This window comes from Methylobacterium adhaesivum (assembly GCF_022179065.1).
Taxonomy (GTDB): Bacteria; Pseudomonadota; Alphaproteobacteria; order Rhizobiales; family Beijerinckiaceae; genus Methylobacterium; species Methylobacterium adhaesivum.
The window spans coordinates 516,461-536,144 of sequence record NZ_BPQD01000001.1 but is presented as its reverse complement, the minus strand read 5'-3'; the positions used below and the strand labels follow the sequence as shown (position 1 = coordinate 536,144).

Annotated in this window: 21 protein-coding genes and 1 other annotated feature; of the genes, 12 read left to right on the top strand and 9 right to left on the bottom strand. The window is 67.4% G+C overall.

Going from position 1 to position 19,684, the window contains the following annotated elements; translation table 11 throughout:
- Positions 1-48: 48 nt before the first annotated feature.
- Positions 49-351 (top strand): DUF3862 domain-containing protein, encoded by a 303-nt coding sequence (locus MFF01_RS02435; RefSeq protein ID WP_043382738.1) that lies wholly within the window; start codon positions 49-51, stop codon positions 349-351.
- 259 nt (positions 352-610) lie between these two features.
- Positions 611-1,768: an MFS transporter gene (locus MFF01_RS02430; RefSeq protein WP_238221553.1), complete on the top strand. Its 1,158-nt coding sequence runs from the start codon at positions 611-613 to the stop codon at positions 1,766-1,768.
- A 137-nt stretch (positions 1,769-1,905) separates the two neighbouring features.
- Here MFF01_RS02430 and MFF01_RS02425 read toward each other — a convergent pair whose 3' ends face one another.
- The gene (locus tag MFF01_RS02425; RefSeq protein ID WP_043382524.1) at positions 1,906-2,349 is read right to left on the bottom strand and encodes a PRC-barrel domain-containing protein; all 444 of its coding nucleotides are present in this window, start codon (positions 2,347-2,349) and stop codon (positions 1,906-1,908) included.
- 280 nt (positions 2,350-2,629) lie between these two features.
- On the opposite strand from MFF01_RS02425, the gene MFF01_RS02420 reads away from it, so the two are divergent.
- From MFF01_RS02420 to MFF01_RS02410, 3 genes are all read left to right on the top strand, one after another.
- A complete protein-coding gene (locus MFF01_RS02420) occupies positions 2,630-2,908 on the top strand; it encodes a hypothetical protein (protein WP_238221551.1) in 279 nt (92 codons plus the stop codon).
- Positions 2,909-2,928: 20 nt separating this feature from the next.
- A complete protein-coding gene (locus MFF01_RS02415) occupies positions 2,929-4,008 on the top strand; it encodes an endonuclease/exonuclease/phosphatase family protein (protein WP_238221550.1) in 1,080 nt (359 codons plus the stop codon).
- A 77-nt stretch (positions 4,009-4,085) separates the two neighbouring features.
- Positions 4,086-4,141: a sequence feature (sul1 is cis-regulatory element that is thought to sense ions involved in sulfur or methionine metabolism; They are found in Alphaproteobacteria), on the top strand.
- 114 nt (positions 4,142-4,255) lie between these two features.
- Positions 4,256-5,761: a SulP family inorganic anion transporter gene (locus tag MFF01_RS02410; RefSeq protein WP_238221546.1), complete on the top strand. Its 1,506-nt coding sequence runs from the start codon at positions 4,256-4,258 to the stop codon at positions 5,759-5,761.
- Positions 5,762-6,135: 374 nt separating this feature from the next.
- Here the strand turns inward: MFF01_RS02410 and MFF01_RS02405 are convergent, their stop codons facing one another.
- Together MFF01_RS02405 and MFF01_RS02400 are read right to left on the bottom strand one after the other, a co-directional pair.
- A complete protein-coding gene (locus MFF01_RS02405) occupies positions 6,136-6,399 on the bottom strand; it encodes a hypothetical protein (protein WP_238221544.1) in 264 nt (87 codons plus the stop codon).
- A 224-nt stretch (positions 6,400-6,623) separates the two neighbouring features.
- Positions 6,624-7,394, bottom strand: a complete 771-nt coding sequence (locus MFF01_RS02400) for a potassium channel family protein (RefSeq protein WP_238221542.1) — start codon at positions 7,392-7,394, stop codon at positions 6,624-6,626.
- Between the two features lie 721 nt (positions 7,395-8,115).
- On the opposite strand from MFF01_RS02400, the gene nhaA reads away from it, so the two are divergent.
- Entirely contained in the window at positions 8,116-9,327 is a 1,212-nt protein-coding gene (gene nhaA / locus MFF01_RS02395; protein ID WP_238221539.1) for a Na+/H+ antiporter NhaA, read from the top strand.
- Between the two features lie 67 nt (positions 9,328-9,394).
- On the opposite strand, the gene MFF01_RS02390 is transcribed toward nhaA, so the two are convergent.
- Complete coding sequence (locus tag MFF01_RS02390; RefSeq protein WP_238221537.1) at positions 9,395-9,898, bottom strand: hypothetical protein; 504 nt, start codon at positions 9,896-9,898, stop codon at positions 9,395-9,397.
- A gap of 255 nt (positions 9,899-10,153) precedes the next feature.
- The gene (locus MFF01_RS02385; protein WP_238221647.1) at positions 10,154-10,294 is read right to left on the bottom strand and encodes a hypothetical protein; all 141 of its coding nucleotides are present in this window, start codon (positions 10,292-10,294) and stop codon (positions 10,154-10,156) included.
- Positions 10,295-10,581: 287 nt separating this feature from the next.
- Between MFF01_RS02385 and MFF01_RS02380 the strand changes: the two genes are divergently transcribed.
- On the top strand, positions 10,582-11,871 hold the full coding sequence (locus tag MFF01_RS02380) for a DUF2254 domain-containing protein (protein ID WP_238221535.1): 1,290 nt from the start codon (positions 10,582-10,584) through the stop codon (positions 11,869-11,871).
- Here the strand turns inward: MFF01_RS02380 and MFF01_RS02375 are convergent.
- Positions 11,835-13,166, bottom strand: coding sequence for a cation:proton antiporter (locus MFF01_RS02375; protein ID WP_238221533.1), 1,332 nt, complete (start codon positions 13,164-13,166; stop codon positions 11,835-11,837). The genes MFF01_RS02380 and MFF01_RS02375 overlap by 37 nt on opposite strands.
- A gap of 350 nt (positions 13,167-13,516) precedes the next feature.
- On the opposite strand from MFF01_RS02375, the gene MFF01_RS02370 reads away from it, so the two are divergent.
- The 4 genes from MFF01_RS02370 to MFF01_RS02355 all read left to right on the top strand — a co-directional run bounded on the left by MFF01_RS02370 (position 13,517) and on the right by MFF01_RS02355 (position 16,712).
- Positions 13,517-14,578, top strand: coding sequence for a PRC-barrel domain-containing protein (locus MFF01_RS02370; RefSeq protein WP_238221531.1), 1,062 nt, complete (start codon positions 13,517-13,519; stop codon positions 14,576-14,578).
- A 160-nt stretch (positions 14,579-14,738) separates the two neighbouring features.
- Complete coding sequence (locus tag MFF01_RS02365) at positions 14,739-15,245, top strand: hypothetical protein (RefSeq protein ID WP_238221529.1); 507 nt, start codon at positions 14,739-14,741, stop codon at positions 15,243-15,245.
- A 171-nt stretch (positions 15,246-15,416) separates the two neighbouring features.
- Complete coding sequence (locus MFF01_RS02360) at positions 15,417-15,671, top strand: hypothetical protein (RefSeq protein WP_238221527.1); 255 nt, start codon at positions 15,417-15,419, stop codon at positions 15,669-15,671.
- A gap of 180 nt (positions 15,672-15,851) precedes the next feature.
- Positions 15,852-16,712, top strand: a complete 861-nt coding sequence (locus MFF01_RS02355) for a mechanosensitive ion channel family protein (protein WP_238221525.1) — start codon at positions 15,852-15,854, stop codon at positions 16,710-16,712.
- Between the two features lie 84 nt (positions 16,713-16,796).
- Here the strand turns inward: MFF01_RS02355 and MFF01_RS02350 are convergent, their stop codons facing one another.
- On the bottom strand, positions 16,797-17,369 hold the full coding sequence (locus MFF01_RS02350) for a hypothetical protein (RefSeq protein ID WP_238221523.1): 573 nt from the start codon (positions 17,367-17,369) through the stop codon (positions 16,797-16,799).
- A gap of 143 nt (positions 17,370-17,512) precedes the next feature.
- On the opposite strand from MFF01_RS02350, the gene MFF01_RS02345 reads away from it, so the two are divergent.
- Positions 17,513-18,589 (top strand): AI-2E family transporter, encoded by a 1,077-nt coding sequence (locus MFF01_RS02345; protein ID WP_238221521.1) that lies wholly within the window; start codon positions 17,513-17,515, stop codon positions 18,587-18,589.
- Between the two features lie 76 nt (positions 18,590-18,665).
- Here MFF01_RS02345 and MFF01_RS02340 read toward each other — a convergent pair whose 3' ends face one another.
- Positions 18,666-19,067 (bottom strand): exopolysaccharide production protein YjbE, encoded by a 402-nt coding sequence (locus MFF01_RS02340; RefSeq protein ID WP_238221519.1) that lies wholly within the window; start codon positions 19,065-19,067, stop codon positions 18,666-18,668.
- A gap of 235 nt (positions 19,068-19,302) precedes the next feature.
- Positions 19,303-19,635, bottom strand: a complete 333-nt coding sequence (locus MFF01_RS02335; protein WP_238221517.1) for a hypothetical protein — start codon at positions 19,633-19,635, stop codon at positions 19,303-19,305.
- Positions 19,636-19,684: the final 49 nt, after the last annotated feature.

Genomic DNA, 19,684 nt, shown 5'->3' with positions numbered 1-19,684 from the left:
CCCCCAATCATCGAACCTCGTCGATCCACCCCAGTGACATCGGACAACATGCCGAACGACCGCCCCGTCATCCTGATGGCAGCCCTCCTCACCGTCGGCTGCTTCGCCACGGACGCACGGGCGAAGGAATGCCGTGCCACGCGGTCGGCCTACGACCGCATCGAGACGGGCATGAGCATGGCGCGGGTCCGGACGATCTTCGGATGCGAGGGCCGGCAGGTAACCCATATGACAATCGGCGCGACGCGCCGGGCGACCTATTCGTGGCGTGGGGCGGGTCGGTATGGCGCTAACGTCACCCTGACCTTCCGCAACGGGCATCTCACACGGAAAGCGCAACTTGGGCTGTGACTGTCGAGGCGTGGGGACGAGTCGGGCACCCTGGACGGTTGCCCCCGCCGAAGCCTGAACCAGATGGCCGGCGGTCCGTGCCTCCTCTGTCCCCGACGATCCCCCCACATCATGGAGGGACAGAACACAATCCTAATTCAAGCGTCGCTTCCCGTCATAGGAGGACGGGCATGATGGCATTATGGGCATGAAGTCGGGCGGGACGTCCCCGGAAGCCGAGGCTGGAGGGGCGGGGAAACTGCACCCTCGCAAGTTCGACTTGCTCAACCTCACGGTCGTCGACGTGAACGGCGGCCTACGCCCTTACCTCAACGTCTTCCTGCTGGTGCACCGGGAGTGGAGCGCCACGACCATCGGATTGGTCACGACCGTCGCGGGCCTCATCGGCGTCGCCCTACAGGCACCCCTCGGCGCCGTCATCGACGCCGCACGGGACAAGCGCATGGCCATCGTGGTGGCCCTGCTGGCGGCATCGGCCGGGGCCGCGGTGATCGCGATCTGGCCCCAGTTCTGGCCTGTGCTGGTGGCCTTCACGATCCTGACCGCGGCAGGCAGCAGCTTCACCCCGACCATCGCCGGCCTCACGCTCGGCATCTTCCCGAAGGCGCGCCTGTCACGCCGGATGGGCCGCAACAGCGCATGGTACCGCGGCGGCAACGTCTGCATCGCCGTCCTGATCGCCCTGGTGGGCTACGGCTTCCCAGACCGCGCGGTGTTCTTCCTCGTCCCAGCCCTTTCGCTCCTCGCCGCCGCAGCCGTGCTCTCCATCCCGCGCGACATCGTCGGGCAGGAGCTCGCTGAGGAGGTCAAGCCGAAGCCGAAAGGCGGCTCCGCGTTTAAGGTGCTGTTCGCCAATCGCCCGCTCCTGATCTTCGCCGCGTCGATCTTCCTGTTCCAACTCGCCAACGGGCCGATGGCCTCGCTGGTCGCCCAGAAGATCTCCCTGGCGCACGAGAACTGGTCCGCCGCTATCACCTCCATGACCATCATCGCGGCCCAGGTGGTGATGCTGCCCATGGCCATCATGGTCGGGCGCTTCGCCGACGGTTGGGGGCGCAAGCCCATCATCCTGTTCGCGTTCGCGATGCTGCCCGTCCGAGCCCTGCTCTACACGGTGTCCGACGACGCGATCTGGCTGTTCGCGGTCCAGTCCCTGGAGGGGGTCAGTACCGGCCTCTACAGCGCGATCAAGCCGTTGATGATCGCCGACTTCATGGAGGACAAGAGTCGCTACAACCTCGCCTCGGGAGCCATCGCGACCGTCCAGGGCGTCGCCATCGCCCTGTCGAATGTTCTGGCCGGCAGCATCGTCGACCTCAGCGGGTTCACCGCGGCGTTCCTCGTCTCCAGCGCCATCGGGACCGCCGCGGCCCTCCTATTGATCCGGATGCCGGAACCGTCGGGCGTCAGGGCCTGAGCTCGGGGTCGCGACCACGTCCGGCATCCCGGCCGTGCCCGGTCCTGGGACACGGGACACGAAAAGGCCCGGCCGCCGACCGAATGGGCGTCCGGGCCTTCACTGGTCTCACAGGGGCCGGTCAGACCCGCAGGGAATTACTTCTTCTTGGAGTAGTCGAAGGTCGGGGCCTTGTTGAGGGTGTCCTTGTCAGTGTCGACGTAGGCCGCCCACTTGTTGTCCTTGTTGCTCACCGAGATGGTCGACGGGTCGAGGACCACGTAGCGCTCGCCCAGGCCGAGAAAGCCGCCGACGCTGACGATGACGCCGGTCACGGTCTTGCCGTTCTCGATGACGAGGTCCTCGATCTCGCCGACCGTCTCCTTGTTGTTGTTGTAGACGTTCGTGCCGATCAGCTTCGAAGAGGTGATGTCCGCCGGCTTCACGGTGACGAACTTCAGCTTCACCGTCGCGGTGTCGGCCATCTTCATGCCCATGTCGGACGCGGAATGCGCGGTGGTGGCCGGTGCCGGCGTCTGGGCCAGGGCGGGAACGGCAACGCAAGTCAGGGCGAACGCGGCGGCAAGATTACGGAACGACAAAGCTTCTCTCCATTCGGGAATGTTTGGGCGATAGTCTGAGGGAGACGAACAACTCGATGCCTCGACATCGTCGCCCCGGTCATATCGGGAAGCTCAACGTACGCCTTCCGGAAACGTTTCAGACACATTCGACTTTTTGCCTCACAATGCGGGGATCGCGCCGATGCCTCCCGGCGGTCGCGAACGGGTGTCCGATGAGATGGGAACACCGACCACCCGGAGGCATTGGGGCCTGGAAGATCGCAGCCCCAATAGCAGCCGGAACGGACATCACCCTGCAATGACGAACAGAATCCCCAGGGCGGTCGCCCTCGTGGCCGTGGTGGCCAGCCTCGGTGTTGCAGCTCCCGCGTTCGCTCAGTCCGCGGCCAGCCGGATCGACCAGCCCACCCCGGGGACCCTGCCGTTGGGCACGTCGCAAGACGGCGGCAACGGCCGCGTCGCGCCGCCGAGCGCCATCCAGTCGTCCACCGACGTCATGAAGGGCGGGTCCCTGCAAGGCGACGGCGCCCCGTCGCGGACGAACCCGATCCAGCATCTCCCGAAGGACATGCGCTGAGCGGCGGCGGCACCGGCACCGTGATCCGGCGCGTCCTCCACGTCGTTACCCTCGGCGTCGCTGCGGTTCTGGTCGCGTCCACGCTCCTGCCCCTGGTCCCGACCGAGTGGTGGGCCGTGCGGCTGCTGGATTTTCCGCGCCTGTATTGGGCCATCGGGCTCCTCGGGGCCGGTGTCGGACTCCTGCTTTTCCCGTCGAAGGCACGGTGGGTAACGGGCATCGCCGGGGCCGCGGTCCTGATGGCGCTGGTGGTCAACATTGCCATCCTGTGGCCGTACCGGCCGAACGGGGCTGGCCACATGGAGGCATGTCCGGCGGACCGACGACTGTCCGTGCTGATCGCGAACGTTCAGCTCGGGAACCGCAACGCTCCCGGTTTGCTCGACGCTGTCCGAAAGGCCGACCCCGACCTGTTCCTGGCGATGGAGACGGACGCATGGTGGGACGGGGCGCTCGATCCCCTCCGGGAGCGGATGCCGAACGTCCTGAAGCGGATCACCGGATCCTACTACGGCATCGAGCTTTATTCGCGCCTGCCCCTGGTCGACGGCGATATCCGCCATCTCGCGAAGCGGGAGACGCCGGCCATCGTCGCCGGCGTGACCATGAGGACCGGAGAGACCATCGACTTCATCGGACTCCACCCCAAGCCCCCGCTCCCGTGGCAGTCGTCCCTCGGTAGGGACGCCGAGCTCTACGCGGCTTCGGGCATCCTGAACGAGCGCGTGGAGCCCGGCATCCTGGCTGGCGACCTCAATGCGACGCCGTGGGAGATCGCGGTCGAGCGGATGCGACGGCTCTCGGGCCTCGTCGACCCGCGCCGAGGATATGGCTACGTCGCAACCTGGAACGCCGGATCGTCCTGGCTGCGCTGGCCCCTCGACCAGATTTTTCACGAGGGGGGATTCGAGACTGTTTCCATCGAACGGCTCGACGCCTTCGGGTCCGACCACTTCCCCTACCTCGCCCGCCTGTGCCGGCGAACCGGAGCGTCCGTCGATCCCGTCGCCCCTCCGGACGAGGGTGACGTCGCCGCAGCCAACGCCACCCTCGCAGCCGCGGGGGCGGTGGAGAGGATACGATTGCCCAAGGACCACTGAGGCTCCCTCGGACGGGACCGACGTTTCGGATCCCTTATTGCGTCGCGGCATCGAACCGCGCTATGGGCCCTCATCCAACAGGACCCGGTGAAACCCCGGGTGGCTCTTCCGGCCGCCGATCCGCCGGACCACGCAATCGACGATGACCGTGTCGTGGACCTCCGAGGAGGCCGACCCATCGTCTTGCGCATCCTGCACCGGATCGATGACGCTTCGCGTGCGGGACGACGAAAGTCTCCCACCCACCATGAACCTCGCACATCTCCGGAGCGAATGGGCTCCGAACGTCACCCGTGAACTCATGGCCGGCACGGTCGTCGCCCTGGCCTTGATCCCCGAGGCCATCGCCTTCTCGATCATCGCCGGGGTCGACCCCAAGGTCGGCCTCTACGCCTCCTTCTGCATCGCCGTAGTCACCGCCTTCTGCATCGCCGTAGTCACCGCCTTCGCAGGTGGCCGCCCTGCCATGATATCGGCCGCCACCGGGGCCATGGCGCTCCTCATGGTCGGCCTCGTGAAGGACCATGGCGTCGGCTACCTGTTCGCCGCCACGATCCTCACCGGGCTCCTGCAGATCGTCGCCGGCGCCCTGCGCCTGGGCAACCTGATGCGGTTTGTCTCGCGGTCGGTGGTCACCGGCTTCGTCAACGCCCTGGCGATCCTGATCTTCCTGGCGCAGATGCCGGAGCTCCTCGGCCAGGGCACCGCGGTCTACGTCATGACCGCCGTCGGGCTCGGCATCATCTACGGCCTGCCGTACCTGACCAAGGCCGTGCCGTCGCCGCTGGTCACCATCGTCCTGCTCACGGCGGTCTCGATGTACCTTGGCCTCGGCATCCACAAGGTCGGCGACATGGGCGCGCTCCCGAGCGAGTTGCCCTGGGTGGCCCTGCCGCAGGTGCCGTTCACCCTCGACACCCTCCGGATCATCCTGCCGGTCTCGCTTACGCTGACCATGGTCGGCCTGCTGGAGAGCCTGATGACGGCGGCCATCGTCGACGAGATGACGGACACCACCTCGAACAAGAACCGCGAATGCGCCGGCCAGGGCGTGGCCAATATCGCCTCCGGTTTCCTCGGAGGCATGGCCGGCTGCGCCATGATCGGCCAGTCCGTCATCAACGTCTCCTCGGGCGGACGCGGACGGCTCTCGACCCTTTGGGCCGGCGCCTTCCTGCTGTTCCTGATCGTCGTGCTCGGTCCCTACGTGGCCCGGATCCCGATGGCCGCCCTCGTGGCGGTGATGATCATGGTGGCCATCAACACCTTCCAGTGGAAGTCGCTCGGGACGCTGGTCACCCACCCGAAGGCATCGAGCTTCGTGATGCTCGGCACCGTGGCGGTGGTAGTCGCGACCCACGACCTCGCCAAGGGCGTGCTGTTCGGGGTCATCCTGAGCGGACTGTTCTTCGCCCACAAGGTGACGAAGTTCTTCGCCGTCCGGTCGTCCCTCGGCGAGGGCGACGTGCGCACCTACCAGGTGACCGGACAGATCTTCTTCGCGACGGCCGAGGCGTTCCACGCCGCCTTCGACTTCCGCGAGGAAGCCCTCAAGGGCGTGGTGATCGACCTGCAGGCGGCGCACTTCTGGGACATCTCGGCCATCAACGCCCTCGACCGGGTGGTGCTCAAGTTCCGGCACCACGGCATCACGGTGGACGTCGTCGGCATGAACGAGGCGACGGCGACGATGGTCGAGCGCATCGGCACCCACGACAAGCCTGGGACGACCTTCGCCGTCGGCGGTCACTGAAGCCAAAGACAGTTGGTCGCCCTTCCCTCCAGGCGGTATCATCGCGGGTGTGCCAGGCATCCGCCGCAACTCCCGCGAGCCTACGAAATTCGTCGTGGGACGGCCTACTGATAGGGACATCGCGATCACCCCGAAGAGCCCTCGGCCACAAGGAAACGCCCGGCCGGAGCCGGGCGTTCGATGGCGTATCCTTTGGGGGCGATCCGATATGACCGGGAGCAGCTTGTTCGCCCGCTTCCGGCGGATCAAGCCGTCACAAGCCCATCAGGGCCTGGGAGGCACCGATCACGGTCATGGCGAGACCTCCGGCGAAGACGACGGCCATCGCGTAGGAGAAACCCTTCAGCAGCATCATGCGAACTCGTCCGCCCGGATCAACAGCGGTTTCCGCCGGAGGTCTGGCCGTACTGCTGCACCGGAAAGTTCTGCTGGTTCGCATTGCCTTCGGCGGCGGAACTCATCGGGCAGCCGAAGTAGGCGGGGGGACGACGCTCGCCATTGAACGATCCCGTGGTCTCGACATCGTAGGGCGAAAACGCGGTGTAGCGACCCTGGGTCTCATAGGCCATGGCCGGCGAAAGCGAAGCAACGCTGAACAGAACGGCGGCGGCGACGGCGGCAATACGAGCTGAATTCATTATCTTGAGGCTTCCTGTTTGACCGGTCCGGTGAACCGTTCCGGCCGTTGCTGTCTGATTGGAATATAGGAAGCCAGCTCCATTTCGGACGTGTCTCCACGCACGCGCTAGGGGGGATTAAAATATCTTGCGAAAAGCGATCCGGCCCAACCTGATGAAATGCAGATGCATCGCGGCCGAATGCCACCTGTTGCGAGGTAGGCGATCCGGACGGTCCTTCGCCCCTAGAAGGCACCCTCGTCGGGGATGCACAGCACGGTCCCGCACGCCTTGCAGTGGACGGCGTCCGGCTCGTGCCGTTGAAGGCCGCAGGACGGACAGGGAAAACGGACCTTGTTCGGTCGGAACAGCACCTGCGCCAGGCGCAGGAACAGCGTCACGCCGCACAGCATCACCACGACCGAGATCAGGCGCCCCGACGTGCCCGATAGGGTGATGTCCCCGTAGCCGGTGGTGGTGAGCGAGGTCACGGTGAAATACAGGGCGTCGACGTAATTGCCGATGGCCGGGTTCGAGCGGTGCTGCGTGGCGTAGACCACCCCGGTCATCACGAAGACGAAGACCGCAAGGTTGGTGGCGGCTAGCACCGCCTCCTCGTTGCGGCGGAAGAACGCGCTGTCGGACCGAAGCCGGTCGAGGAGCTGGTAGGTCCTCAGGAGGCGCAGGGTTCGCATGATGCGCAGGAAACCCGCCCCCTCGCCGATGATCGGGGCGAGGAACGAGACAAGCGCGACGATGTCCGCCCAGGTCGCCAGTCGCAGGAACTCCCGCCCGCGATGCGGCGAGATGGACAGGCGGGCGACGAAGTCCGTGAGCACGGCAAGACCGATCAGCACGTCGAGGCCCTCGACGAGGGGGGCCCGCGGCATGAACGACGACACCACGATGAACAGGATCGTGGCGACGTCGAACACGAGCAGGCCGTAGCGGAACCGGTGGGCTCTGTCGGTCTCGCCCTCGTACAGGTCCCGCAGCCGGTGTTTCAAAGCGTCCATGCGAGGTCTCTACCCGCGCCTGGGCCGCCCGTCTCGCCGCGCCTGCGGATGGATCGGCACCCCTGGGACGTCTGACACGTTGCGGGCGGACCGTGGACCCGAATGGCCGGGAGCGATCCCCCGAAGGAGCATTGCTGAAGGTCGGCGACCCGCAAGGAAGAGCCACGCCTGTTGAGCGGCGACGAGCACGACCTTGTCTGGCAGGCCCACCACCCGGCCCTTCGCGGCCTCGACGGCGACGCCCTCTCGGACCTGGTCAAGCGCCTGCGCGAGCGCCGTGACAGGGCCCGCGACATCTCCCGGCAGCAGCGTCGCGAGGTCCGTGGCAAGTCCGCTCCCTCCGGCGCACGTGCCGCGACCGACAACACCGGCACGAAGCGCAAGGGCGCGGTCCTGGCCGGCGCCCTCAAGCGGACGAGCCGGGAGCACGAGCGCCGGCGGCACGACGCGGCCCGCAGCGAATTGAGCGGGAACGCCCGGCGTGCCCTGAGGATGAAGCGGGCCGCCGGCGACCCGTCCGCCAACCGGCCGTCCTCGCGAACGGCCGGGGAAGGCATGCGGTCGCTTCCGAACGGCGGGATCGCGCCTCGGGCGCCCTCGATGCCGAGGGACACAAGCCGGTGCTGGAGCGCAGCCGCAAGGTTCGGCAGGTCTTCCTGCCGGTCAGACCTGGGCGGGCGGCAGCATTGCCTCCGAAGCGCACAGGTGGCAGGCCTGGGCCATGAGCGCGCCCGGACCCCTTCGCCGCCCCTTCTCCGCCCTTCGCAATGCCCTTCACAACGAGGCCTCGGGCGGCCTGATCCTGATGGCGAGCGCCGCCCTGGCGCTGGCCATCGCGAACTCGGGTTGGTCGGGGGCCTATTTCGACGTCCTGAAGACCTACGTCGGCGGCCTCAGCGTCCTGCACTGGGTCAACGACGGCCTGATGGCGGTGTTCTTCCTGCTCGTCGGCCTGGAGATCAAGCGCGAGGTCCTCGACGGGCGCCTGCGGACCTGGCCGGATCGCGTTCTGCCCGGCGTCGCGGCCCTCGGCGGCATGGTCGCCCCGGCCCTGGTCTACGTCGCGCTCAACCGGTCCTCGCCCGAGACCCTGCGCGGCTGGGCGATCCCGACCGCCACCGACATCGCCTTCGCCCTCGGGGTGCTGGCCCTGCTCGGGTCGCGTGTCCCTGTCTCGCTCAAGATCTTCCTGACCGCGCTCGCCATCATCGACGACCTCGGGGCCGTCCTCATTATCGCCGCGTTCTACACCGCCGACCTGTCGCTGCCGATGCTCGGCGGGGCGGCAGTCGTGTTCGCGGTCCTGTTCGGTATGAACAAGGCCGGGGTGAGCCGGCTCGCGCCCTACCTCGTCCTCGGCGCGGTCCTGTGGTTCCTGGTGCTCAAGTCCGGCATCCACGCGACCATCGCAGGTGTCCTTCTAGCCCTCACGATTCCCCTTCGCCTCAGCGTCGGTAAGCCCGACGATCCGACTTCGCCCCTTCACATCCTGGAGCACGCGATCCACCCGTGGTCGTCGTACCTCGTGCTCCCTGTGTTCGGGTTCGCCAACGCCGGGGTGTCGTTCGCCGGCATGACCATGAAGATGCTTCTCGATCCGGTGACCCTAGGGGTCGCCATGGGCCTGTTCGTCGGCAAGCAGATCGGTGTGTTCGGGGCGGTCGTGGCGGCGGTGAGGCTGGGGTGGGCCCAACGCCCCGCCCATGCGGGGTGGTGGCACCTCTATGGCCTGTCGCTCCTTTGCGGGGTGGGCTTCACCATGAGCCTGTTCATCGGGCTTCTCGCCTTCGCCGACAGCCCCGAGCTTGAGGCCGAGACCAAGATCGGCGTGCTGGTCGGGTCGCTGTCCTGCATGGCCCTGGGCGCCATCGTGCTCCTGCTGGCCCCCAGAGCCGAAATGGGTGGCCGTGCCGACGTCCAGGACAGCCACTAGGAAACGTCGGTGTCGAGATCCGCAGCCCGAAGGCTACTGAGCCGAGGCTACGGATGGGGGTTTGTCGTCAGGCGGCCGGTGTGATCCCGGCGACCGTCAACTTGCTTGCGGCATCCCAGAGCGACTTGTTGCGCTGCTGCGCCGCCGCCGCGAGCGCGGTATCCCCGAATACGACGGTCGCCTTGCGCGAGGCAACGTCCGTCTCAGTACGGGTGTCGCGTCCGTCGGCGATGCCGAAATGGATGGGTGACGGACGCGCCAGCAGTCGGACCCGGAGGTGAGGGTCGTCGCTGGCCATGTGCTCCGCCAGCCCGGCGAGGGCCGTCGGGGCGCCCTTGCCGATATCCCCGTCGAGCAGGACGTTGAGGCGCGTTCCCGGCTTGCCGAGGAAGTTCTCGATCCGGACCGCATCGAAGACCTCGGCCGAGAAGCCGCGGCACAGGAACGACAGGCTGGCCTCGGCATTCGACACCAGCACGTCGGTTACGGCTTGCGCGTGGTGCGTGCCACGGTTGCTTACGACCCGGCGCTCGCCCGTGGCACGGCTTAGACGGAATGCGTCCTCCGCCATCGCACGGTACTCGCTCAGATCGGGGCGCGTGGTCTTCGACTGAATCGTTCCGAGGGGCCGTAGGCTCGAATGCCGACGGCGGAATGGTAGGTCACCAGCGGTGAACCGCAAGCGCAGTCCGGATGCGCCGACGGTTCCCGTTTTCCGCGTGCGGCCGGACGTTCCCCCTCCAGGCGAGGTGACCATCCAAACGGGCAGGTGGCATCGAGGACGGCGGTCCGGATATCCAACGACGTGATCGGTCCATGATCCTAATCAGAGCGTCTGGACCGATGCAGGGAGTGAACCGCCCGCGAGGCCCTGCGCATCGCCGACCATGCTCGCCAAGCCCAGCAGGCACAGGCCGGCAAGGAGAGCGACGCCGACGACGGCGAGGACGACGTCTGAAGTTCGCACCTCCGGTCCGGCTCGACGACCAATGGTTCCGATGCGACCCCGACGGACCTTGGCGCGGTCTATGGTCATGGAGCGTTCCACTTTCGTTGCATGACTGAACTAACGGATGGCGTAGTGGCGTCATCCGACCCGTGACACCCCGTCGCGAACGATGGATACATGACCGTCCGGTCCGTCTCCCACCCGCTTCGCCGCGTCGGCGATCCACCTCCCTGCGCTGCACTGCCACATGCGAAGGCGCAGGGAGGTGGATCGCAAAGGGGCTTCACCAGAAACGGGAGACCATCATGAACTCGCGGATCAGGGCCTGGCTGGAGACCCTCGGCGACCAGTTCTGGCTTCGCCCGGGTCTCATCGTGATGGCCTGCCTCGGCCTGGGACAGTTCGCGGTCTGGCTGGAGACCGCGCGCATCGCCGGGTACGACGCGTCGTCGCCGGCCTCGGATTGGGGCTACACCGGAGGGGCCGAGGGGGCACGCGCCCTTCTGAGCGCAGTCGCCTCCTCAACCATCGGCGTCGCCGGCACGACGTTCTCCATCACCATCGCCGCGCTCTCCATGGCCTCAGGCCAGATGGGGCCGCGGCTGCTGCGCAACTTCATCCGCGACGCCCGCAACCAAGTTGCGCTCGGGATCTTCCTCGGGACCTTCGCCTACGCGCTGATCGTGCTGCGCACGGTGCGCACCGTGCAGGAGACGCCATTCGTCCCGCACCTCGCGGTCAGCGGCGCCATCGTTCTAGCGATGTTGAGTGTCGCGACGCTCGTCTGGTTCGTCCACCACACCGCCATCGGCATCAACGTCGAGACCGTCGTCGATGCCGTCCACGACGACCTGTGCGATGCCATCGGGAAGCACACCCTCGAAGAGCCGGACGTCCGCAGTACCCTCCCTATTCCCGGGGCCGGGAACGCGACGGCGTCGGGGTGCGGCTACCTCCAGGCGGTGGACGCCGACAACCTCGCCGACTGGGCCCACGAGCGCGGCATCCTGGTTTCCCTGCGCGTGCGCCAGGGCGACTACGTCCCGGCCGGCCTGCCCCTGGCGCATCTCTCCAGCACGGTCGAGGACGCCACCGAGGCGCTCGACAAGGCCCTGACATTCGGTCCGCGCCCGGCCGCCCTGCAGGACCTTGAGTATGCCGTGCGGCAGTTGAGCGAGGTGGCGGTCCGGGCGCTCTCGCCCGGCACCAACGACCCGTTCACGGCCGGCAGCGTGGTCGACCATCTCGGCGACGCGCTGTGCCGGCTCGCCCCGCGGTTCATGCCGGGCGGGGTGACCGCCCGGGAGGGCCGGATCGTGCTGGTCCAGCCGATGACCGACTACGCCGGGCTGTGCGATGCGATGCTGCACATGATCCGCCAGAACGCCGCCGGGTCTGTCCATGTCCTCGCCCGCATGCTGGAGGTGTTAACCCGGGTCGCCGAGGTCGAGCGTCGGGATGACCGTCGCACCGAGTTGCGCAGGCACGCCGACTTGGTCATCGCCGCGGCCCGCCGGGACGTCGCCGAACCAGCGGACCTGATGGACCTGGAGGAGCGCTATGGACGCTTCAGGACCACCACCTCCGACGCCTGAGGGGTGACCGCCGCCCCGTCCTCGGCTCGACCTTCCCCGGGCGTGGGCTTGGCGACGGTGCGTCTGGCCACCATGCCGAGCGTCGAGCCCTGGACGATGATGGTGAACAGCACGACCGCGTAGGTCGCCGCAAGGATGATCGGCTTGGCCTCGCTCTCCGGGATCGAAAGGGCCAGCGCAACCGAGATGCCGCCTCGTACGCCAGCCCAGGTGAGGAAGGGCACGTTCTTCGCTGACAGGTTCCCGCCCCACCGGAACGCCAGCAGGGGCGCCGAGACCGCGAGCAGACGCGCGACGAGCACGATGGGAACCGCCGCCGCCGCGAGGACGAGGGTGTCGGCCCTGAAGCGCAGCACGAGCACCTCCAGCCCGATCAGCAGGAACAGCACAGAGTTCAGGACCTCGTCGATCAGCGTCCACAGGGACGAGACGTAGCCCTGCGTGCGTTCGCTCATGGCATCGCGCGGGGCCCGGTCGCCGACGAGCAGACCGGCCGCGACCACCGCGAGGGGGCCGCTGACATGGAGCTTCTGGGCCAGCGCGTAGGTACCAGTGACCAGCGCCAGGGTGATCAGGACCTCGACGGGGAAGTCGTCGATGGTGCGCATGGCGCGGTAGGCGGCATAGCCTGTCACAACCCCGAGGAGCAGGCCGCCTCCGGCTTCCTGCACGAGCAGGCGGACGATCCCGGCCGCGCCGGACGCCTCGCCTCCGACGCCGGCGGCGAAGCCGAGGAGGACGGTGAACAGGACGATGCCGACGCCGTCGTTGAACAGGGCCTCGCCCTGCATCTCGATCTCCAGGGCGAGGGGCACCTTCACATTCTTCAAAGTGGCGAGCACCGCCACCGGATCGGTCGGGCTGATGATGGAGCCGAAGACCAGCGCCCAGGGCAGGGTGACCGGCAGGCCGATGGCCTGGGCTGCCCCCCAGAAGGCGCCGCCGACCACGGCCGTCGAGATGACGGTTCCGACCAGAGCGAGCGTGGCGACCGGCCAGGCCCGGTCACGCAGGGCACCGAGGTCGAGCGTCATGGCGCCGGCGAAGAGCAGAAACGCCAGCATCCCGTTCATCACCACGGCGGTGAAATCGATCTGCCGGAGGGCACCGGTGAGGGCCTCGTAGAGGTGCTGTTCCGGGAAGGCGACGTCGAGGAGAACCAACAGCAGCGAGGCGACGAGCCCCATCACCAGCAGGCCGATGCCGTGCGGCATGTGGACGAAGCGTCGGTTGATCCAGCCGAACAGGGCGGACAGCGTCAGCAACGCGGCGGCAAGGTCGAAGATTGAAATCACGGTCGGATCCTGACATGGCCGCCCTGGGGGCCGGAACCGCTTCGACGCGGCCGGGAGGTACACGGTTCAACCGGTGTGGAGAGCCGGTCGGGACCTGAACGGAAGCCCGGCACGGCGCGCATGCGAGATCCCACCCGTCTTTCATAACGCGCACCCCGGTATAGACGAACGTCTGGACACCGCTGTCAGGGTCCTCCCGACGCGCGGGCGTCGCTTCTCCCGACTCGTCCCTCGGCGGGCCCAAACCACCTGAGATGAGGCACCGGCAACGGTGGCCTTCCCAGTCCCCGGAGCGGGTAACCGCAGCCGTATGGGCAGGCACATGTCAGATCTCAGCATGGAGAAAGACGATGCGTACCCTCGCAATGGCACTACTCGGCTCGTCGGCGCTCTTCGCCTCCTCGGCCATCGCCCAAACGGGCTCCGCCACGACGAACGCGACCGGGTCCCAGCAGAACCAGGCGAGCCTCGCCGACTGCGACCGCCTCATCACGTTCCTCGACAAGGATAAGGCCGAGAACGCCAAGGTGAAGCCCGACACCGTCCGCGGATGGAAGCGCGACAACAAGGCGAGCGCCTGCCATGACACCCTGGCGCAGCTCGATTCAAGCTCGGCCGGGACGAATAACCCGAACGACAAGGCCCGCATCACGCTCCAGGAGGGGGCTCCCCAGATCCGCGTGCAGCAGGCTCAGCCGACCGTGACCCTGCATCAGATGCAGCCGCAGATCACCGTGCATCAGCCAGCGCCGACGGTGACGGTCAACATCCCGCGGCCCGAGATCACGGTCCGGATGCCGCGTCCGGACGTCGACGTATCCCAGGCCGCGCCCCAGCTGCAGGTCGTGCAGTCCCGCGACCCCGCCGACGTGAACGTCCAGCGCCAGGGCCAGGCCCAGCCCCAGATCCAGTACAGCCAGGAGCAGGCGAAGGTCAGCATCGTGCAGCAGCAGGGGCAGCCGCAGGTCAAGGTCGAGCGGACGAGCCAGTCCGACCAGGGTGCCCGTACCGCCGATCAGCGCCAGGCCTACGAGAAGGAATTCGGCCTCATCGACTCGACCGCCAGCACGGGGTCGGGCGCGACCGCGGGGCATGCCATGCGCGTCAAGCAGCTCGACGACATGGATGTCTACAATGCCAAGGGCAAGAAGCTCGGCGAGGTCGACCGCGTGGTCATGAGCCAGAAGGACAGCAAGCGCTACGTCGTCGTCTCCCACGGCGGTTTCCTGGGCCTAGGGGAGGATAAGGTCGCGTTCCCGTTGGAGCGCTTCTCGGTCAAGGGCAACGACCGGCTGGTGATCCGCGGCGTCAGCGAGCAGGACGTCGAGAACATGGACAACTGGCGCAAGGACGTCGCCGACTACCGCAAGCTGAACGACGACGACCAGGCGAACCTGTCCGTGATGCAGTGAGCCCGAACGGTCCCACCGAGGGACCGTGGACGGGTGGGCCGGTCGCAGGATGCAGGCGGACCGGCCCGCCAATAATTCTTCGCAGGCCGGAGGGTGCCAAGGCCCGGCAGACCCTCCGGCCCGGCCCGTACGGGCTCACCCCTCATACGAGGATCGTCTCATGCTCAGGACAATCATTATTCCCGCGGTCGCGCTTCTGGCACTTGTCGGCTGCGACGAGCAGAAATCTTCGCAGGCCCAGACGACCACGACCGCGGCGACGGAGCCCAAGGTCGCCGATCCGGTAGCCACGGCTCGACCCGAGGTGGTCGCTGCCGCCCCCGCCACGTCGCCCGAGGCGAATGCACGGGCGACGGCATCGCGAACCGGCTCGCTCGACGCCTACAGCGGACGAACCTTCACCGCCGGTCCGGTTTCTTTGCGGCTCAACGCCGACAACACCTTCCGCATGGACGAGACGGATGGGAGCCGGAAGGTCGAGGGGCAATGGCAGTTCGCCTCCCAGAGCAACCTCCTGGTCCTATCCGACCCGAAGGGTGACGCGGGAACAGCTCAATTCCCGATGCGCTGCCATTTCCAGGAAAGCGGTGATGCTTTCCGTCTCGGCGAAACAGCGGGGTCCTGCGCCCGCTTCAAGGACATGACCTTCAAGCCTGCCGCCGGGTGACCCTGGAGGCCATGTCACCACCGTACGGTCGCGAGCTACTCCTTGGCTTGCGTCGGATGAGGAAGCTTGCCCCCCGGAACACGTTTGCGGCCGTACGATTGGGCCTTGTGACCGCCATAGCGCGACGCTCACCTGCCGGGGCGGCATCCATCGAAAACCGACGGAATAGACATGAAGCGTTCGATCCTTGCTTCCGCACTCCTGGCCGGCTTTGGCCTCGGTGCCGCAACCCTGCCGTCACAGGCCTCGCCAGTCCCCGTTGACGCCGCCGGCGTCACGGCCGGACGCAATCACGACCTCATCGTGGTCCGCATGTCCCGCCGGCAGATGCGGCGTCACCGTCGCAGCGGCGGCAATGCCAACATGCCGTCGCGGCCGCCGGGAGCCAAGCAGTACGGCCAGACCAGCGGAGGCCCCCGCCGATAGGCCGGGTCGCACCCTCGCAGTGAGCGAGCCGCCGCCGGAGGGTTGAAAGCCCCCCGTCGGCCGTCCCATGACGTCGGATGCCACATGATCTTCTCGGAAGCGTTCGACCGGCTTGAGCAACTCGGCCGCTCGGCCGTGACACTGGTGCCGGGGCTCGCCGTTGCCCTCCTCCTGTTCGGCTTGGGCCTGCTGATCGCCCGTGGCGTGCGCGCCGCGGTACGCCGGGCGGCAGCGCTGCGCGATGCCTCGCCGGGCTCGGCCGCCGTGCTGGGGCGCATCGCAGGTGGCGTTACCATCCTCGTGGCGTTCCTGGTCGCGGCCTCGGTGGCCTTCCCCTCCGTATCGGCCGCCGACCTTTTCAACCTGCTCGGCATCGGCGGCGTGGCCATCGGCTTTGCTTTCCGGGACGTCCTGCAGAACCTGCTCGCCGGCATCCTGATCCTGCTGACGCGTCCCTTCGTCATCGGCGACCAGATCCGGGCCGGTTCGTACGAGGGCACGGTGGAAGACGTCTGGGTGCGCGCCACCGTCCTTCGCACCTACGACAACGAGCGGGTCCTGATCCCGAACGCCACGCTGTTCGTCGACAAGATTACCGTCATCACCGCGCACGAAAAGCGCCGCCTGTCCTTCCCGCTGACCATCGGCAACGGGGACGACATCCGGAAGGCCCGGCGCGTCGTCACGGAGGCCCTCGGGCAAACCGATGGCGTCCTCGCCGACCCGCCCCCGGAAGCGCTGGTGACCGGGCTCGGGGCCGCCGGCGTTGACATGGTGGCACGGTTCTGGATCGACCCGCCCCGGCGCCGGGATGCCGTCGATGCGCTGGACGGGGCGATCACGAGCGTGAAGGAGGCGCTAACCGAGGCCGGCATCGACCTGCCTTACCCGACCTCGCAGGTGCTCTTCCATGACCAGACGGAGGAAACCGATGGCGACCGGACCCGGCAACGGGAAGGCTGGCCGATCGGTCGGAATCCGCCGAAGTCCCGTCGGCAAGTGGAGGAAGGACGACGGGACGACGACCGCCCGATCCCGTGACCTCTCCCCTGATATGTCGGGTGGACCGACGATGACCCCGCCCCGACCACTTCGGTACAACGGGGAGTGCCGTTGGGATCTACGTCAGGGACGGGGTGCCGCCTCCAGGAGTTGTGGGGACATGGCCGAGAGAGCCAGGAGCGGCGCGGGCATCGCAACGCCGGCGCGGCGCATGGCCTGGGCGACGTCCCGACAACGCACGAGATCGTTCGCCCCGGCGGCATCCTCAACGTGCCGCACGTCCTCGGTCGAGGGCCGAGGCGCGGCCGGTGCGGTGATTGGGGCATCCTTCGCCGGCCCCGACGCCGTGGCCGTCGAGCCTTCGGGCACGGCCTTGTTCTGCGCGGCACCCTGCGGGCCGGCGGCGCCCGGACCCGAGGCGGTGATCTGCCCGCTCATTCCCGAGGTGTTCTGTGGCGTACCCGACGCGGACGGCTTCTCCGAAGGCTCGCCGCTCTTCCGGGCCGTCACGGCGGTGGCCTGTTGCGCCGGCGTCTCGACAGCCTTCATCGAGGCCACGGGTTGGCGCACGAAGGCCACGAGCTCCTGGCATAGGTTCGCAGGCCCTCCCGTGGTCGAGGCGTCTCCCTGTGCCGAGGCCACCGCGGGCAGGAGGGCCACAGCCGAGATGAGCAGCCTTGTCGATAAAAAGTGCATGTCGGTTCCTGACCTGATCCTTCCGACGAAGACGCCGGGGCATTCTGAACTTCCAACGTCGCCGGGACGCTGGTGGACCTGCATGCGCCAGCGATCAGCGGGCGACCTACCTCACGAACACCGAGGGGATGCGCCCGTTGACCATGCGTGACACGACCCGCAACAAGTTGCTTGGCGTCATCGCGGTGATCCTCGGGATCGGCGCGCTCCGGGCGAGCTATTCCGTGACGATGCCCCTCGCGGCGGCCGGCGTCGTGATCGCGGCCGTATGGCCGGTGAAGACGTGGATGGACCGGTACCTACCTTCCGGCCTCGCCTATGCCGCGACGGTCGCCACGCTTGCAGTTGTCTTCGCCGGGTTCACCGTCGCGGTCTATTTCTGCGCCGCGCAGGTCGTCTTCGCCTTCGAGCGGGACTGGGACCGCTTCAATGTCCTCTACGTGCGACTTGCGCGGTGGGGCGAACTCTGGGGTTGGCCGCTCGACGGCCAGGTCGCCTACGGTCGCCTGATCGGCGTGGCGCGAGGGCTCCTGCAGAACGTCTACGCGACGCTTGCCTATCTCGGGTTCATCGCGCTCCTAGTGACGTTCGGCCTGCCAGAGGTGCCGGCCCTGCGCATCAAGCTGCGCGAGACCTTCAACCGCGAGGAACAGAGGAAGGTCCTCGAATCCGTCGAGTCCATCGCGGGGAAGACCCGTCAGTATCTCGGCATCAGCACGCTGACGAGCCTCCTCACCGGGGCGGCGACGACGCTTCTCGCGTTCGCCGTCGGCCTCGACCTGGCGCTGGTCTGGGGCGTCCTGAACTTTCTCCTGAACTACGTCCCGGTAGTGGGCAACCTGATCGGCATCCTGCCGCCCAGCCTCTACGCCTTCATGCAGTTCCAGACCGTGACGGCTCCGGTCCTCGTTCTCGTCGGCCTAACTGTGATCCAGTTGGTCATCAGCAACGTCGTCTACCCGATGCTCCAGGGACGGAGCCTGTCAGTCTCGCCCCTCGCCATCATCGTCGCGCTCTCGTTCTGGAGCTGGGTCTGGGGCATCGCCGGCGCGATACTGGCGGTTCCGCTGACCTCGGCCATCGTGATCGCCTGCGAGGCTTTCCCATCGACCCAGTGGGTGACGCGGCTGCTGTCGGAGCCCGAGCAACGCAAGGGCTGGTTGGCACGCCGTCGCCGGGAAACCGCTCGCCAGCCTACTCTGGGCGAGGATCACGACTGACGTGCGGGACCCATCGATGGAACGCGCGGGGACCGTCCTGGCCGGTGCATGACGGTCCCCGCGGCTGCATCGCCGATCAGCAATCGCCATCCTTGCTGGCCGAGTTGCCGAGCTTCTGTTCGACCCCGGCGTTGTTCATGGCGCCGACCGTACCGGGAGAGGCCGGTTGCGCCCCCCCAGCGAGGTTCTTGCTCGATGTGCCGACCCCATCGCCCTGGTCGATCCTGGCTTCCGTGCCGGGCTTCTCACCGAGGCGTTGGTTGGCGCCGACATTGTTCATGGCACCGATGGTGCCGGGCGAGGCCGGCTGGGAGCCACCCGCGAGGTTCTTGCTCGACCGGTCCACGTCCGAACTTTTCGGGTCCACGTGCTGGGGTGTCGGGTCCTTCGCCCTCACGTCGTCCGTGGCGCAAGGCGCGGCAAGGGCCGGAATGGTCAGGGCCAGCAACGCCGGCAGGGCAAACTTCAAGGACTTCATCGATTTTCCTCCGATTCATGGGACCGAGCGGAGCGGGCGACCAGTCGTGCCGCGGATGGGACCCGTTCGAACGTCGTTCGCTCGATGACGGTGTCCCGCTGGGCAATGCGTAAAGGTCGGTTCCCTCGCGAGCGGTCGCCGGGGGCGTCGTCAGGGATGCCGACCGTCCCAGGCTGCGTCCCGACCAGCGGAATTGGGCATAAGCGGATTGCTCCTGCACGAGGGGACCAGCCCGTCATTGCGCCTTGGGAGCGCCGGTTTCGTCGGTGAAGCGAAGCATTCCGCCCTTGTCGATGAGCAGCTTGCCGTCGGGGCCGGGCTGACGTCCGTAGCCGGACCCGACCACGCGCAATCCGCAGCGTTCCGGACATTCGATCTGAAGGGTGTCGCCGGTCGCGAACTTCTTGTTGGTCTCGGTCGAACCCAGGTCCACGGTGACCGTATGTTCCTTCGTGTCCTTGTTGATGACGGAGACGGCGAAGGCAGGCGACGCCAGTGCGAGCAGCAGGGTTGCCGAGACGAGACCCTTGGCGAGATCGACGTTCCACGAGGTTCTTGAACGGGTCATGATGTCATTCTCCAGTGGACTTGAGTTGATGGGCAGGTGTCGTCCGGTA

Excerpts from the sequence above, each read along its gene's own strand:
- MFF01_RS02435 (WP_043382738.1), top strand. The coding sequence starts at position 49 with ATGCCGAACGACCGCCCCGTCATCCTGATGGCAGCCCTCCTCACCGTC.
- MFF01_RS02420 (WP_238221551.1), top strand. The coding sequence starts at position 2,630 with ATGACGAACAGAATCCCCAGGGCGGTCGCCCTCGTGGCCGTGGTGGCC.
- MFF01_RS02410 (WP_238221546.1), top strand. The coding sequence starts at position 4,256 with ATGAACCTCGCACATCTCCGGAGCGAATGGGCTCCGAACGTCACCCGT.
- MFF01_RS02405 (WP_238221544.1), bottom strand. The coding sequence starts at position 6,399 with ATGAATTCAGCTCGTATTGCCGCCGTCGCCGCCGCCGTTCTGTTCAGC.
- MFF01_RS02400 (WP_238221542.1), bottom strand. The coding sequence starts at position 7,394 with ATGGACGCTTTGAAACACCGGCTGCGGGACCTGTACGAGGGCGAGACC.
- nhaA (WP_238221539.1), top strand. The coding sequence starts at position 8,116 with ATGAGCGCGCCCGGACCCCTTCGCCGCCCCTTCTCCGCCCTTCGCAAT.
- MFF01_RS02390 (WP_238221537.1), bottom strand. The coding sequence starts at position 9,898 with ATGGCGGAGGACGCATTCCGTCTAAGCCGTGCCACGGGCGAGCGCCGG.
- MFF01_RS02380 (WP_238221535.1), top strand. The coding sequence starts at position 10,582 with ATGAACTCGCGGATCAGGGCCTGGCTGGAGACCCTCGGCGACCAGTTC.
- MFF01_RS02370 (WP_238221531.1), top strand. The coding sequence starts at position 13,517 with ATGCGTACCCTCGCAATGGCACTACTCGGCTCGTCGGCGCTCTTCGCC.
- MFF01_RS02365 (WP_238221529.1), top strand. The coding sequence starts at position 14,739 with ATGCTCAGGACAATCATTATTCCCGCGGTCGCGCTTCTGGCACTTGTC.
- MFF01_RS02360 (WP_238221527.1), top strand. The coding sequence starts at position 15,417 with ATGAAGCGTTCGATCCTTGCTTCCGCACTCCTGGCCGGCTTTGGCCTC.
- MFF01_RS02350 (WP_238221523.1), bottom strand. The coding sequence starts at position 17,369 with ATGCACTTTTTATCGACAAGGCTGCTCATCTCGGCTGTGGCCCTCCTG.
- MFF01_RS02345 (WP_238221521.1), top strand. The coding sequence starts at position 17,513 with ATGCGTGACACGACCCGCAACAAGTTGCTTGGCGTCATCGCGGTGATC.
- MFF01_RS02340 (WP_238221519.1), bottom strand. The coding sequence starts at position 19,067 with ATGAAGTCCTTGAAGTTTGCCCTGCCGGCGTTGCTGGCCCTGACCATT.
- MFF01_RS02335 (WP_238221517.1), bottom strand. The coding sequence starts at position 19,635 with ATGACCCGTTCAAGAACCTCGTGGAACGTCGATCTCGCCAAGGGTCTC.